Raw genomic sequence first — 14640 nt, forward strand, 5'->3', positions numbered from 1 at the left:
TCGCCGGACCCCGGCGGAATGCGGATTCCCTTCACAGACGAACGAGGATCGAGATGTTCATCACGCCCGCTTTCGCCCAAGGCGCCACGGGAGCCGGCGGCGGGGCTGACATGCTCATTCAGCTCGCCCCGTTCCTGCTGATCTTCGTGGTCATGTACTTCCTGATCCTGCGGCCGCAGCAGAAGCGGGCCAAGGTGCATCAGGAGATGGTCAACTCCCTGCGCCGTGGCGACGTGGTCGTCACCGGGGGGGGCCTGGTCGGCAAGGTGACCAAGGTGATCGAGGGCGGCGAAGAGGTCGAGCTGCAGATCGCGGACAACGTCCGTATCCGGCAGATGCGCTCGCAGATCGTCACCGTCCGCGCCAAGGGCGAACCGGCCAAGGACGAGGCCTCGGCCGGTTGATCCGGCCGCCTCACGCTTTCTGAAAGACCGCGCGCGACATGCTGCACTTCTCCCGTCTCAAGACCGCGGCGATCCTCATCACCATCGCCATCGGGTTCCTGTTCGCGCTGCCCAACGTGCTTTCCCCGGGCATGCTCGACCGCCTGCCGTCGTGGCTGGCGTCGAGCCGGGTCACGCTGGGCCTCGACCTGCAGGGCGGCTCGCACATCCTCCTCGAGGTGGACGGGCCGGCGCTCCGCAAGGAGCGCACCGAGCAGTTGCGCGACGAAGTGCGCCGCGTGCTGCGGGACCAGAAGATCGGCTATTCGAACCTCGCGCTGCGCGACACCAGCGTGACGCTCCGCCTGCGTGACCCCAACGACACGCAGAAGGCCGTCACCGAGCTGAAGAAGCTCGCCGCGCCTGTCACCAACGCGCTGTTCGGCAATTCCTCGGGCGAGATGGACATGACCGTCTCGTCCGGCGCCGATGGCGTCGTAACGCTGCAACTGACCGACGCCGGCCTCTCCGCCAAGATGCGCTCGGCGGTGGAGCAGTCCATCGAGATCATCCGCCGCCGTATCGACCAGCTCGGCACGGTGGAGCCCAACATCCAGCGCCAGGGCCTCGACCGCATCCTGGTGCAGGTGCCCGGCCTGCAGGACCCCCAGCGCCTGAAGAACCTGCTCGGCCAGACCGCCAAGCTCTCCTTCCGCATGGTGGACCAGTCCATGTCGCCGCAGCAGGCGCTGGAAGGCCGCGCACCGCCGGAATCGGAAGTGCTGAAGGGCCAGGACGGCCAGCCCTATCTGGTGGAAAAGCAGGTGCGCGTCTCCGGTGAGGATCTGGTGGATGCCCAGCCGGGCTTCGACCAGAACTCGCGCGAGCCCATCGTCTCCTTCCGCTTCAACAACAATGGCGCCAAGCGCTTCGCCACCGTCTCGCAGGAAGCGGTCGGCCGGCCGTTCGCCATCGTGCTCGACAATCAGGTGATCTCCGCCCCGGTGATCCGCGAGCCCATCCTCGGCGGCGCGGGCCAGATTTCCGGCGCGTTCACCGTGCAGCAGGCCAACGACCTCGCCATCCTGCTGCGCGCCGGCGCCCTGCCGGCCCCGCTCAAGGTGGTGGAGGAGCGCACGGTCGGCCCGAGCCTCGGCGCCGACTCGATCCACGCGGGCAAGACCGCGGCCTATGTGGCCGGCGGCCTCGTCACCGTGTTCATGCTCGCCGTGTACGGTCTGTTTGGCCTGTTCGCGCTCATCGCTCTGGCCGTGCACATCATCCTGATGTTCTCGCTCCAGTCGGTGCTCGGCGCCACGCTGACCCTTCCGGGCATCGCCGGCGTCGTGCTCACCATCGGCATGGCGGTGGACTCCAACGTCGTCATCTTCGAGCGCATGCGCGACGAGGCGCGGGAAGGCCGGTCGGCCATCTCGGCCATCGACAAGGGCTTCGTGAACGCGCTGGGCACCATTCTCGACGCCAACATCACCTCGCTCGCCACGGCGGTCATCCTGTTCCTCATGGGCGGGTCGGGTCCGGTGCGCGGCTTTGCCGTCACCTACATCCTCGGCCTTCTGACCACCATGTTCACCGCCTACACCCTGACGCGGCTCATGATCGCCTATTGGGTGAAGTGGCGGCGGCCGGCGAAGCTGCCCATCTGAAGGTGCGCCGCACATGCCATTGATCGATTACATCCCGGCGCAGACCAACATCCACTTCATGCGCCTGCGGCACTGGACGTTCCCGTTCTCCGCGGCGCTGTCCATCGTCGCGTGCCTGTTGTTCGCCATCCACGGCTTCAACCTCGGCATCGACTTCAAGGGCGGCACGCTCATCGAGGCGCAAACCAGCCAGCAGCAGGCCGACATCGGCGCGCTGCGCGAGCACCTGACCGACCTCGACGTGGGCGACGTGCAGATCCAGGAGTTCGGCTCGCCGCGGGACGTGCTGATCCGCATCGGCGCCTTCGGCACCACGGACGAGGCCCAGCAGGCCATACTCGCCAAGGTGAACGGCGTGCTCGGCACCGATTACACGGTCCGGCGCGTCGAGACGGTCGGCCCGAGCGTGTCCGGCGAGCTGGTGCGTCAGTCCATCCTCGCGCTGGTACTCGGTGCCGTGGCGGTGCTCGCCTATCTCTGGTTCCGCTTCGAGTGGCAGTTCGCCGTCGGCGCCATCGTGACGACGCTGCACGACATCTTCGTCACGCTGATGATCTATTCGGCGTTCGGCGTGGATTTCGACCTCACGTCCATTGCCGCCATCCTCACCATCATGGGCTATTCGCTCAACGACACGGTGGTGGTGTACGACCGTATCCGCGAGATGCTGCGCCGCTACAAGAAGCTGCCGCTGCCCGAGCTGCTCGACATCGCGGTGAACGCGACCTTCTCGCGAACCATCATCGTCTCCACCACCACCTTCTTCGCCACCCTCGCGCTCTATTTCTTCGGCGGCGAGGTGCTGCGCGGCTTCTCGCTGGCGATGACGGTGGGCGTGGTGATCGGCACCTATTCCACCATCTTCGTCGCCGCCCCCATCCTCATCCATCTCGGCCTGCGCGCCTCCACGGTCAGCCTGCCGACCAAGGACGCGGCCGATCCGGAAGTGAAGGAGCTGGACGAGCTGGTGAAGCTGGAGGCGAAGGACGCCGCTGCCGGAGTCCCGCCCGACGCCGCGCCTGCGACCGGTGTGTCGTCCAAGAGCGGCAAGGGCAAGAACGGAAAGCCCAACGGCAAGGCCGGTCCCGCGCGTCCGGCCAAGGCCTGAGGCGCGGACGTGGCCGCCCCGGACGGCGCGCCCTTCCTGCCGCGGCAGGTCGCCATCGACGGTTATGGCGACACCTTCTTCCACTTCGCCGGCATGTCCCATGCCGGCTCCATCCTCGCGCTGCCGTCCGGGATCCGCGGCTGGGCGCCGGTGCGCGTGGCCGAGATCGATGCCGCTTCGCTCGCGCCCGTGGTGGCGGAGGCCGGGGCCGTCGAGCTGCTTCTCATCGGCACAGGCAAGGACCCGGCGCACCTCAAGGAGCCGCTCAAGCAGATCCTGCGCGAGGCCGGCATCCGCTTCGAGCTGATGCCCACGCCCTCCGCCGCCGCCACCTACAACGTGCTCCTCGCCGAGGGCCGGCGGGTGGGTGCGGCGCTGATCGCGGTCTGAGCCATGGAAAACCCGGCGCTCGACGACAAGGCGCTCGACGAAGCCTATGCCTATTGCGCCGCGCAGGTGCAGGCGCAGGATCGCGACCGCTTCCTCGCCGCCTTGTTCGCCCCCCAGGACAAGCGCAAGCACCTCCTCGCCCTCTACGCCTACAATCTCGATGTCGCCCGCGTGCGCGAGGTGGTGCGCGAGGCGCTGCCCGGCGAGGTACGACTCGCCTGGTGGCGGGAGGTGATCGAAGGGGAGGGCAGGGGCGATGTCGCCGGGCATCCCATTGCCGCCGCGCTCATCGACACCATCGCGCGCTTCCGCCTGCCGCGCCAAAGCCTGATCGCCATGGCCGATGCGCGGGTCTTCGACCTGTATGACGATCCCATGCCCACTGTCGGCGATCTGGAAGGGTATGCCGGCGAGACCGCCTCGGCTCTGCTCCAGCTCTCGGCCTTGATTCTGCTGCCGGACGTGGGTCGATCCGGCGACCTTGCGGGGCACGGCGGCGTCGCCATCGCCATGACCGGGCTGATGCGCGCTTTCCCCATCCATGCCGCGCGCGGGCAATGCTATATCCCGCTGGATGTCCTCGCCCGCCATGGCGTGGGGCGCGAGGAAGCGGTGTCGGGCACCGTCACGCCCGGCCTGCTGGCGGCGCTCGCCGACCTGCGCGCGGTGGCCGCGCGGCATCTCGATGCGGCGCGCGATGCGGCCGGGCAGACCTATGCCGCGACGTCCATCGCCACGCCTTTCCTGCCGCTGGCGCTCGTGGCCGGTGATCTCAAGGCGCTGGCCAAGGTGCGCGACCCGTTCCGCCAGCCGGCCGGCCTCTCCCCCTTCCGCCGTCAGTTCGCCATGTGGTGGGCCGCCCAGCAGGCCGTGCGCGGACGCATCTGGTTCTGAGGCTTGCGCTGTCATGCCCCGGTTCATCCGGGGCATCCACGCCGCCGCCCTTCAGCCTTCCCACAAGGGCAGGTCGCCCCGCGCCCAGCCTTCCTTCGTCTCCGCCACATAGTCCCCATACCGGCCCGCCGCGATGGCGGCGCGGGCGCCGGCCATGAGCTGCTGGTAGTAGTGGATGTTGGCCCACGAGATCAGCATGGCCCCCAGCATCTCCTCGCAGCGCACGAGGTGGTGGAGATAGGCGCGGGAATAGTCGCGCAAGGCCGGGCAGTCGCTCTCCTCGTCCAGCGGACGCGGGTCTTCCGCGTGGCGGGCGTTCTTCAGATTGATGCGGCCGAAGCGGGTGAAGGCCAGCGCATGGCGGCCCGAGCGGGTGGGCATCACGCAGTCGAACATGTCGATGCCGCGCGCGACGCTCTCCAGCAGATCGTCCGGCGTGCCGACGCCCATGAGATAGCGGGGCTTGGTCGTCGGCAGGTGCGGCGCCACCGTCTCGATCATGGCGAGCATGACCTCCTGCGGCTCGCCCACCGCAAGGCCGCCGATGGAATAGCCGGGGAAGTCCATGTCCGCGAGCGCGCGGGCCGACTCGACCCGCAGCGCCGGCACGGCGCCGCCCTGCACGATACCGAAGAGCGCGCGGCCCTTCGGCTGCGTTTCGAACGCGCGCTTGGAACGCTCCGCCCAGCGGAGCGATAGGCGCATGGCGCGCTCGGCCTCCTCGTCGGTGCAGGGCAGGCGCACGCACTCGTCGAGCTGCATCTGGATGTCGGCCCCGAGCAGGCCCTGGATCTCCACCGAGCGTTCCGGGCTCATCTCGTGATAGGCGCCGTCCACATGGGAGCGGAAGGTGACGCCCTGTTCGCTCATCTTGCGGAGCGACGACAGGCTCATCACCTGGAAGCCGCCGGAATCGGTGAGGATCGGCCCGTCCCAGCGCATGAACTTGTGCAGGCCGCCGAGCTTCGCCACCCGCTCGGCGCCGGGGCGCAGCATGAGGTGATAGGTGTTGCCGAGCACGATATCCGCGCCCGCCGCCTTCACCTGGTCGAAATAGAGCCCCTTCACCGTCGCGGCCGTGCCCACCGGCATGAAGGCCGGCGTGCGGATGCGTCCGCGCGGGGTGGAGACGAAGCCGGTGCGGGCGGCGCCGTCGGTGGCGGAGAGGGTGAAGGAAAAGGTGTCGGCAGGCGTTTCGGACGTCATGCGCCGCCTTGTGGCAGAAGCAGGCACGCATCGCCATAGGAATAGAAGCGGTAGTTTTCCGCGATCGCATGGGCATAGGCGCGCTTCTGCGCGTCATGGCCGATGAAGGCCGCCACCAGCATAACCAGCGTCGAGCGCGGCAGGTGGAAGTTGGTGAGCATTCCGTCCACCGCGCGGAAACGGTAGCCGGGGGTGATGAAGATGTCCGTCTCGCCGACAAAGGGGTGGATGGCGCCGTCCTCTGCCGCTGCGCTCTCGATCAGCCGGGTGGAGGTGGAGCCGATGGTGAAGATGCGCCCGCCTTTGGCCTTCACCGCATTGAGGGCGTCGGCCGTCTCGCGCGTCACTTCTCCCCACTCGGCGTGCATGGTGTGGCCGGAGGTGTCATCGGCCTTCACCGGTAGGAAGGTGCCGGCGCCCACATGCAGCGTCACCTTGTGCAGCGCCGCGCCGGCGGTGGCCATGCGGGTGATAAGGTCCGGCGTGAAATGCAGGCTCGCGGTCGGCGCCGCCACCGAGCCGGCGACACGGGCGAACAGGGTCTGGTAGTCGTCCTTGTCCCGCGCATCCTCGTGGCGGCGGGCGGCGATATAGGGCGGGATGGGCATGTGCCCCACGGCCGCTACCGCCTCGTCTAGCACGTCACCGGCGAAATCGAAGGCGAGGACGATGGAGCCGTCGTCCTCCTTGGCCGCAACGGTCGCATCGAGCGTGCCCAGCAGGCAGGCGCCGCCCTCGCCGCCGAAGCGGATGCGGTCGCCGGCCCGCAGGCGCTTGCCCGGCTTGGCGAAGGCGCGCCAGCGGTCCGGCGCGAGACGCTTGATGAGGTTCGCCTCCACCGCCACGTCCGAGCCGCCCTCGCGCGAGCGCACGCCCTCCAGCGCGGCGGGGATGACGCGGGTATCGTTCACCACCACCGCATCGCCGGGCCGCAGGAAGTCCGGCAGGTCACGCACGATGCGGTCCTCCAGCTCCGGCGTGGCGCCGGGGCGGACGACGAGCATCCGCGCCGTGTCGCGCGGCTCGGCGGGGCGCAGGGCGATGCGCTCCTCGGGGAGGTGGAAATCGAAGGCGTCTACACGCATGGAGGGGGAAGGTCTCAGAAGATGGCGATGGCGCCCTGGTAGATGGCCCAACTCATCAGTGCTGTCACCATCAGCCCGAGGATCGTCGCGCCGAAGCCCGCGAGGATGACGAGGCCGTCCCGCTCCACGAGGCCGAGGCCGAAGATGCAGACGGCAAATCCCGGCGGCAGATTGCCGAGGAAGGGGATGGGCAGCAACAGGATGAAGCCCAGCACCACCACCGTCGCGCCCACGATCCGCCGGGCCGTGGGGCCGGCGAACTCTTCGAAGCGGGGACGGGAGACGCGCTCGAACCGCTCGATCCACGGCCGGGAGCGGGTGACGATCGATTCCAGCATGGCGCGGGAGAAGGTGCGGCGCGCAATCCACGCCGGCAGCCACAATTCCTGCCGGCCCAGCATCATCTGCAGGCCGATGAGGCCCAGGATGATGCCGCACACCACGGGGATGCCCGGCGGCATGGGGATGCAGTTGGGTATGCCGAAGATGAGGAAAAGAATGCCGAAGGCGCGATTGCGCAGCGCGTTCACCAGATCGCCGATGGCGACCTGATCCCCCTCCTGCGCGGCGAGCACGGCGGCCAGGAGTTCGGATGTTCGTGGCGTGCGGTGATCCAAGGCGCCCTCATGGAATGGACGCTTCAGCTACAACCGGAAAACGGCAGCGGGAGGGCACTGGGGCGCAAAAATTCCGCTGGGTCAGGCCTGCGCTGTTCCCATCACGCCGCACATGGAATTGAGCGGACATGCACGCCCCACCCCCGCGGGGACGTGCATGTCCTCACCGCCCGATCGAAACCATAAAGACCGTTGACTGATACGGAAAGTCCCTGACGCAGGGAGATTGCTCCACATCAGTTCAAAAGGAACATTCCGTCCACGGACCGCAACTCTGCGGGCTTAATGAGGCCGGAATGGGCGACGCGCACGGAATGGAGCGGCCCCTCGATCTCGCGTCGCCAGAATTCCAGGAACTTGTTCAGCTCCGGAAAGCGCGGGCACAGATCGTAGTCCTGCCAGAGGAAGGTCTGGAGCAGGCCGGGATGGTCGGGCATGCGATAGAGGATCTCGGCCGTGGCGAGGCCGTAGCCTTCCATCTGCAGGACGAAGTCACGCGACACCTTGGCAGCCATGGGTCACACCTCCAATCCGCGGCCCCGCCGCCAACAGGGCTGGGGAAGACGGGACCGGACACTTCATTGTCGGCTACGCACTTTGCTGGGGCCAAGGCTAAAGATTGGTTTCCGTCTGCAAAAACAATGCTCTAGCAGCCTTCGGGCCGGACTGCTGACAGCGCCGGGCCGCGCCCGTGCTCGCGCCGCGCGTAGCTGGTGAGCCGTCCGGCTTCCGCTCAAACTGAAGGGGGACGGGCTGCTGGCACTCAGTTCCCTTGAGTGCTAAATTTTTTGAGCCGACCCCTTGCGGCTCCAATTTGCCGCCCTTAGATCGCGGTCGGGCCGGGTGGAGGGGTTCCCGGCGCCTTCAAAACAGGCAACCCCGATGGACAACATCGAACCGGAGGTTTCCCTATGGGTTTCCGTCCCCTGCACGACCGCGTGGTCGTCAAGCGCATCGAGGCCGAGCAGAAGTCGGCCGGCGGCATCATCATCCCCGACACCGCCAAGGAGAAGCCGCAGCAGGGCGAAGTCGTCGCGGTCGGTCCCGGCGCCCGTAACGAGAAGGGCGAACTGGTGGCGCTCGACGTCAAGGCTGGCGACATCGTGCTGTTCGGCAAGTGGTCCGGCACCGAAGTGAAGATCGACGGCCAGGATCTCCTCATCATGAAGGAGAGCGACATCCTCGGCGTCATCGAGAACGCGGCCGGCGCCAAGAAAGCGGCCTGAACTCAGGCAGCCTGATTTTCAGTCGCAGGGCCGAGGCAGCCCGAGGCGCCCGATCCCGCGGCATTCGCCATCCCGGTTAATCGTCCCAATCTGAAGGAGCACGCCACATGGCTGCCAAGGACGTGAAATTCTCCGTAGACGCGCGCGACAAGGTTCTGCGCGGCGTCGATATCCTCGCCAACGCCGTGAAGGTGACCCTTGGCCCCAAGGGCCGCAACGTGGTCATCGAGAAGAGCTTCGGCGCCCCCCGCATCACCAAGGACGGTGTGTCGGTGGCCAAGGAGATCGAGCTCGAGGACAAGTTCGAGAACCTCGGCGCCCAGCTCGTGCGTGAGGTCGCCTCCAAGACCAACGACCTCGCCGGCGACGGCACCACCACCGCCACCGTGCTAGCCCAGGCCATCGTGAAGGAAGGCGCCAAGGCGGTTGCCGCCGGCATGAACCCGATGGATCTGAAGCGCGGCATCGACGTCGCGGTGGACGCCATCGTCAAGGACCTCGCCGCCAACTCGCGCAAGGTGACCTCCAACGACGAGATCGCCCAGGTCGGCACCATCTCCGCCAACGGCGACGCCGAGGTCGGCAAGTTCCTCGCCGAGGCGATGAAGAAGGTCGGCAACGAGGGTGTCATCACCGTCGAGGAAGCCAAGACCGCCGAGACCGAGCTGGATGTCGTGGAAGGCATGCAGTTCGACCGCGGCTATCTCTCTCCGTACTTCATCACCAATGCGGAGAAGATGCGCGTTGAGTTCGAGGAGCCCTACATCCTCATCAACGAGAAGAAGCTCGCCGGCCTGCAGGAGCTGCTGCCCGTGCTCGAGGCGGTGGTGCAGTCGGCCCGTCCGCTGCTGATCATCGCCGAGGACGTGGAAGGCGAGGCCCTCGCCACCCTCGTGGTGAACAAGCTGCGCGGCGGCCTGAAGGTGGCTGCGGTCAAGGCTCCGGGCTTCGGCGATCGCCGCAAGGCCATGCTGCAGGACATCGCGATCCTGACCGGCGGTACCGTGATCTCCGAGGAAGTCGGCATCAAGCTCGACAGCGTGAACCTCTCCATGCTCGGCCGCGCCAAGAAGGTGGTGATCGAGAAGGAGAACACCACGATCGTCGACGGCGCCGGCGAGAAGGCCGACATCGAGGCGCGCATCGCCCAGATCCGCGCCCAGATCGAGACCACCACCTCCGACTATGACCGCGAAAAGGCCCAGGAGCGCCTCGCCAAGCTCGCCGGCGGCGTCGCCGTGGTGCGCGTGGGCGGCTCGACCGAGGTCGAGGTCAAGGAGAAGAAGGACCGCGTTGACGACGCCCTGCACGCCACCCGCGCTGCGGTGGAAGAAGGCATCGTCCCCGGTGGCGGCGTGGCCCTGCTGCGCTCCATCAAGGTGCTCGACGGCCTCAAGGTCGACAACGCCGACCAGAAGACCGGCATCGAGATCGTCCGCCGCGCCATCCAGGCTCCGGCGCGCCAGATCGTCCAGAACGCCGGCGACGACGGCTCCGTCGTGGTGGGCAAGATCCTCGAGTCCAACGACTACACCTTCGGCTACAACGCCCAGACCGGCGAATATGTGGACATGGTGAAGGCGGGCATCATCGACCCCACCAAGGTCGTGCGCACCGCCCTGCAGGATGCGGCTTCCGTGTCCGGCCTGCTGATCACCACCGAGGCCCTCATTGCCGAGCTGCCGAAGAAGAACGCTCCCGCGGCCCCGGCCATGCCGGGCGGCGGCATGGACTTCTGAGGTAGAGCGGACCTCTGACGTCGCCCGTGATTTTGGGCGGTTATTTCAACGGAACGGCCGGGCATTTTGCCCGGCCGTTCTCGTTTTGGGGCTGGTGAAGTGCATTCCCCAGCGTCATGAATTTCCCCTGCGCCAGATTGAAATAACTCTATATCACAGGGCTTTGCCGACAATGTTGGGGGGCACGGGTTAGCTTCTGCAGCGAATGGGAGTATAAGGTCGCGAGCCAGCTATTCCCGGCGGAGGGATCGCCAGCCTGTCCGTTTTGATTATTGGTGATGCGCGATGCCTGTTCGCTTGATCTCGCGCACGTCTGCCGGGCGTGCTGTTTTCCGTGCTTCTTCGCTGGCGCCCAGGGGCGCGGCTGTGCTTTCGCTGGGCCTGTTGCTGGCCGTGACCTCAGGGCCTGCCGCCGTTCTGGCGCAGCCGGCTCCTCCCGCCGAGACGCACCAGCACGCGGCACCTGCTGCCGCGGTGGCGCCCACCCCGGCTGCGATTCCGTCCACGACCGCTCCCTCCACGGCCGCGCCTTCCGAGGCGGCCCCTTCCGCCGCCGCTCCTTCCGCCGCCGCTCCTGCCGAGTTTGCGCCCGCTCCGTGGGCACCCAAGCCGGTTGAGTCTGCCCCCTCCGTGCCGGCGCCCGAGAGCGTCGCCGACGCACGTCTGCCCCATGACCTGTCCCCCTGGGGCATGTTCATGGCCGCCGACATGGTGGTGAAGGCGGTGATGCTGGGCCTCGCCTTCGCCTCCGTCCTCACCTGGAGCGTGTGGTTCGCGAAATCCCTCGAGCTGCTGTTCGCCCGCCGTGCCGTCTCCCGCACGCTGAAGGCGCTGCGCGGGGCCGTCACCCTGTCCGATGCCGCGGCCGAAATGCCCAAGGCAAGCAGCCCCGCCACCGCCACCGTGCGTGCCGCGCTCGCCGAGTGGCACGCCTCCGCCGGCCTGCCGGTGGACGGCATCAAGGAGCGCGTCGCCGTCGCCCTTTCGCGCATCGAGGCCAAGGCCGGCCGGCGCATGACGGCGGGCACCGGCGTCCTCGCCACCATCGGCGCCACGGCACCCTTCGTGGGCCTGTTCGGCACTGTGTGGGGCATCATGAATGCCTTCATCGGCATCTCGAAGGCCCAGACCACCAACCTCGCGGTGGTCGCCCCCGGCATCGCCGAAGCGCTGCTCGCCACCGCCATCGGCCTCGTGGCGGCCATTCCGGCGGTGGTGATCTACAACGTGTTCGCCCGTGCCATCGCCGCCTACAAGGCGAACCTTGCTGACACGTCCGCCGAGGTGATGCGCCATCTCTCCCGCGACCTCGACCGCGCCGCGGCCGAGGTGGAGGCCCCGCGCCTGCGCACCGCCGCGGAGTGAGCCCCCATGGCCGCCAAGCTTGATCATGGCGGGGACGACCTCGCCGAAAACCACGAGATCAATGTCACGCCGTTCATCGACGTGATGCTGGTACTGCTCATCATCTTCATGGTGGCGGCGCCCCTCGCCACGGTGGACGTGAAGGTGGACCTGCCCGCCTCCAACGCCCAGCCCCAGCCCCGCCCGGACAAGCCGCTGTTCCTCTCCGTCAAGAAGGACCTCACGCTGGCGCTGGGCGATGATCCCGTCACCCGTACCGGCCTCGGCGCCATGCTGGACGGGCGCACCAATGCCGACCGACAGCAGCGCGTGTTCGTGCGCGCCGACAAGACGGTGCCCTATGGCGATGTGATGGAGGTGATGAACCTCCTGCGTACCGCCGGCTATCTCAAGGTCGCTCTCGTCGGCCTCGAAGGCGGCGAACCCGCGCCGGCGACGCAGCCCCCGTCCGCTGCCACCCCGGCCTCTGCCGTCCCGCCCGCATCTGCCGGAGCCCCCGGAGCGGCCCGGTGAGCGCGGTTCACCATCACCACCACTGGCACGACTTCGACCGCTACCACCTGCGCAACATGATCCTTCGGCTCGCCGCGGGCGTGCTGCTGGTGGTCGCGCTCCATGCCGCCGCCGTCTATGTGGCGCTGAACTGGAACAAGGATGCGCCGGGCGAGCAGTCGCCGCCCGCCGCCATCATGATCGAGCTGGCGCCCATGGCGGTCAGCCAGCCGTCCCAGGAAGAAGTGGCGCCGGGCCCGCAGATGATCCAGGCGCCGGAACCGGTGCCTGATGCCAAGGAGGAGCCGGAGGAGGCCGAGCCGCCGCCGCCCGAGCCGCAGGTGACCGAGACGGTCGAGAAGATGCCGGAGACCCCGCCCGCACCGGCGGAGGCCGAGGTGGTGCTGCCCAAGCCCGAACCCAAGAAGGTGGAGGAGGAGAAGCCCCGGCCCAAGGAGGTGGAGAAGCCGAAGAAGGAGGCAAAGCCCACCCGTCGCCGGACCGCTCCCACCACCACCGCCGCGCCGCGCTCGGAGGCGCCCACCGCTCAGACCACCGCCGCCCCCTCGCCGGGTGCCGCGGCCGCCCGCTCGGCTGCGCTGGCGGACTGGAAATCGCGCGCCTTCGCCCATCTCAACCGCTTCAAACGCCCGCAGGGCTCGAACGTGGGGCGGCCGGGGATCAGCATCTCGATTTCCGGCTCGGGCGCGGTGACCGGCGTGTCGCTGGCGAGCTCCTCCGGCAATTCGGTGCTGGACCAGGAGGCGGTGGCCATGGCCCGGCGCGCCTCGCCCTTTCCGGCCCCGCCCGACGGCAAGGGCATGAGCTTCGGTGTGGCGATCAACTTCCGCAACTGAAGGAGACAACGGGCGCTCCGTCATGGCCGGGACAAGACCGGCCATGACGAAGGGGAGGGGACGAGGAGGGCCGCCCGCCAGCCCGCCCGCGTCCCATCGTGCCCGTTCGCCCTGCTTTCGCCAGCCGCCGGCCCCCGCCAGGCCGGCCTTTCCCGCGGCCCCGAGCCCACACGCCGCACCAGCCGGCTTTGGACTTCACCTTCGCCCTGTGATAAGCGCAGGGTCCGCTCCGGCCGGGCGCCTGCCGCCCTTGTCCGGAGCCTCCACGCCATCACCGGAGACCTTCCCATGGCCTCGCAGGACGCGAACCGCTCCTCCGTCACGGAGGAAATGAACCGCTTCTTCACCGCCTCTCTCGCCGAGACCGATCCCGAGATCGCCGGCGCGGTGCAAGCGGAGCTGGGTCGCCAGCGGGACGAGATCGAGCTGATCGCCTCCGAGAACATCGTCTCGCGCGCCGTGCTCGAAGCGCAGGGCTCCGTGCTCACCAACAAGTATGCCGAGGGCTATCCGGGCAAGCGCTACTACGGCGGCTGCCAGTTCGTGGACGTGGCCGAGAATCTCGCCATCGAGCGCGCCAAGAAGCTGTTCGGCTGCGCGTTCGCCAACGTGCAGCCCAATTCCGGCAGCCAGGCGAACCAGGGCGTGTTCTTCGCGCTGCTCCAGCCGGGCGACACCTTCCTCGGCCTCAACCTCGCGGCCGGCGGACACCTGACCCACGGCTCGCCGGTGAACATGTCCGGCAAGTGGTTCAAGCCGGTGCCCTACACCGTGCGCGAGGACGACCAGCGCATCGATTATGAGGCGGTGGCCCAGCTCGCCGACCAGCACAAGCCGAAGCTCATCGTGGCCGGCGGCTCCGCCTATCCGCGCGTCATCGACTTCGCGAAGATGCGCGCCATCGCCGATTCCGTCGGCGCGCTGCTGATGGTGGACATGGCGCACTTTGCGGGCCTCGTGGCCGGCGGCGCCCATCCGAGCCCGTTCCCGCACGCCCATGTGGTGACCACCACCACCCACAAGACCCTGCGCGGCCCGCGCGGCGGCATGATCCTCACCAATGACGAGGACATCGCCAAGAAGATCAATTCGGCCATCTTCCCCGGCATCCAGGGCGGCCCGCTGATGCATGTCATCGCCGCCAAGGCGGTGGCGTTCGGCGAGGCGCTGCGGCCCGAGTTCAAGCTCTATGCGAAGAACGTGGTGGAGAACGCCAAGGCGCTCGCCGAGACCCTGAAGGGCCACGGCTTCGCCATCGTCTCCGGCGGCACCGATACCCACCTCATGCTGGTGGACCTGCGTCCCAAGCGCCTCACCGGCAAGGTCTCCGAGGCCGCGCTGGGTCGCGCCCACATCACCTGCAACAAGAACGGCATCCCGTTCGACCCCGAAAAGCCGTTCGTGACCTCCGGCGTGCGCCTCGGCACCCCGGCTGGCACCTCCCGCGGCTTCGGGGTGGCGGAGTTCCAGCAGGTGGGCAACCTCATCGCCGAGGTGCTCGACGTGCTCTCCCAGAAGGGTTCGGACGAAGACAGCCTCGTCGAGGCAGCCGTGCGCGAGAAGGTCTCGACGCTGCTCGCCCGCTTCCCCATCTATCCCTGAGGATTGACG

15 protein-coding genes are annotated in these 14640 nt (G+C 68.1%); 11 read left to right on the forward strand and 4 right to left on the reverse strand.

Features of this window, described 5'->3' with window-relative positions; genetic code table 11:
• Nucleotides 1–53: 53 nt before the first annotated feature.
• The 5 genes from yajC to ACE3QW_RS08235 are packed head-to-tail and all read left to right on the forward strand — an operon-like array spanning nucleotide 54 to nucleotide 4442.
• Nucleotides 54–404 (forward strand): preprotein translocase subunit YajC, encoded by a 351-nt coding sequence (gene yajC / locus ACE3QW_RS08215; protein WP_024279263.1) that lies wholly within the window; start codon nucleotides 54–56, stop codon nucleotides 402–404.
• A 38-nt stretch (nucleotides 405–442) separates the two neighbouring features.
• On the forward strand, nucleotides 443–2050 hold the full coding sequence (secD, locus tag ACE3QW_RS08220) for a protein translocase subunit SecD (protein ID WP_029558316.1): 1608 nt from the start codon (nucleotides 443–445) through the stop codon (nucleotides 2048–2050).
• 13 nt (nucleotides 2051–2063) lie between these two features.
• Nucleotides 2064–3158: a protein translocase subunit SecF gene (gene secF / locus ACE3QW_RS08225; RefSeq protein ID WP_374251143.1), complete on the forward strand. Its 1095-nt coding sequence runs from the start codon at nucleotides 2064–2066 to the stop codon at nucleotides 3156–3158.
• A 9-nt stretch (nucleotides 3159–3167) separates the two neighbouring features.
• Nucleotides 3168–3548, forward strand: a complete 381-nt coding sequence (locus ACE3QW_RS08230) for an Mth938-like domain-containing protein (RefSeq protein WP_374251145.1) — start codon at nucleotides 3168–3170, stop codon at nucleotides 3546–3548.
• Between the two features lie 3 nt (nucleotides 3549–3551).
• Nucleotides 3552–4442: a phytoene/squalene synthase family protein gene (locus tag ACE3QW_RS08235; protein ID WP_374251146.1), complete on the forward strand. Its 891-nt coding sequence runs from the start codon at nucleotides 3552–3554 to the stop codon at nucleotides 4440–4442.
• 51 nt (nucleotides 4443–4493) lie between these two features.
• On the opposite strand, the gene tgt is transcribed toward ACE3QW_RS08235, so the two are convergent.
• The 4 genes from tgt to ACE3QW_RS08255 all read right to left on the reverse strand — a co-directional run bounded on the left by tgt (nucleotide 4494) and on the right by ACE3QW_RS08255 (nucleotide 7865).
• Nucleotides 4494–5648, reverse strand: a complete 1155-nt coding sequence (gene tgt / locus ACE3QW_RS08240) for a tRNA guanosine(34) transglycosylase Tgt (protein WP_374251147.1) — start codon at nucleotides 5646–5648, stop codon at nucleotides 4494–4496.
• A complete protein-coding gene (queA, locus tag ACE3QW_RS08245) occupies nucleotides 5645–6733 on the reverse strand; it encodes a tRNA preQ1(34) S-adenosylmethionine ribosyltransferase-isomerase QueA (RefSeq protein ID WP_374251149.1) in 1089 nt (362 codons plus the stop codon). The genes tgt and queA overlap by 4 nt, the downstream gene beginning before the upstream one ends.
• Before the next feature lie 14 nt (nucleotides 6734–6747).
• Nucleotides 6748–7350: an exopolysaccharide biosynthesis protein gene (locus ACE3QW_RS08250; RefSeq protein WP_250166009.1), complete on the reverse strand. Its 603-nt coding sequence runs from the start codon at nucleotides 7348–7350 to the stop codon at nucleotides 6748–6750.
• A gap of 236 nt (nucleotides 7351–7586) precedes the next feature.
• The gene (locus ACE3QW_RS08255) at nucleotides 7587–7865 is read right to left on the reverse strand and encodes an usg protein (RefSeq protein WP_029558323.1); all 279 of its coding nucleotides are present in this window, start codon (nucleotides 7863–7865) and stop codon (nucleotides 7587–7589) included.
• 396 nt (nucleotides 7866–8261) lie between these two features.
• Here ACE3QW_RS08255 and groES point away from each other — a divergent pair, with 396 nt between their 5' ends.
• From groES to glyA, 6 genes are all read left to right on the forward strand, one after another.
• Nucleotides 8262–8576, forward strand: a complete 315-nt coding sequence (gene groES / locus ACE3QW_RS08260) for a co-chaperone GroES (RefSeq protein ID WP_024279254.1) — start codon at nucleotides 8262–8264, stop codon at nucleotides 8574–8576.
• A 107-nt stretch (nucleotides 8577–8683) separates the two neighbouring features.
• Nucleotides 8684–10315 (forward strand): chaperonin GroEL, encoded by a 1632-nt coding sequence (gene groL / locus ACE3QW_RS08265; RefSeq protein WP_029558325.1) that lies wholly within the window; start codon nucleotides 8684–8686, stop codon nucleotides 10313–10315.
• Nucleotides 10316–10945: 630 nt separating this feature from the next.
• Nucleotides 10946–11680, forward strand: a complete 735-nt coding sequence (gene exbB, locus ACE3QW_RS08270; protein ID WP_374251150.1) for a tonB-system energizer ExbB — start codon at nucleotides 10946–10948, stop codon at nucleotides 11678–11680.
• A 6-nt stretch (nucleotides 11681–11686) separates the two neighbouring features.
• On the forward strand, nucleotides 11687–12193 hold the full coding sequence (exbD, locus tag ACE3QW_RS08275; protein ID WP_374251152.1) for a TonB system transport protein ExbD: 507 nt from the start codon (nucleotides 11687–11689) through the stop codon (nucleotides 12191–12193).
• Entirely contained in the window at nucleotides 12190–13029 is an 840-nt protein-coding gene (locus ACE3QW_RS08280; protein WP_051679220.1) for a TonB family protein, read from the forward strand. Before exbD ends, ACE3QW_RS08280 begins: the two co-directional genes overlap by 4 nt.
• Nucleotides 13030–13359: 330 nt before the next feature.
• Entirely contained in the window at nucleotides 13360–14631 is a 1272-nt protein-coding gene (glyA, locus tag ACE3QW_RS08285) for a serine hydroxymethyltransferase (RefSeq protein ID WP_250166152.1), read from the forward strand.
• Nucleotides 14632–14640: the final 9 nt, after the last annotated feature.

Source organism: Xanthobacter sp. (assembly GCF_041911315.1).
Lineage (GTDB): Bacteria > Pseudomonadota > Alphaproteobacteria > Rhizobiales > Xanthobacteraceae > Xanthobacter > Xanthobacter aminoxidans.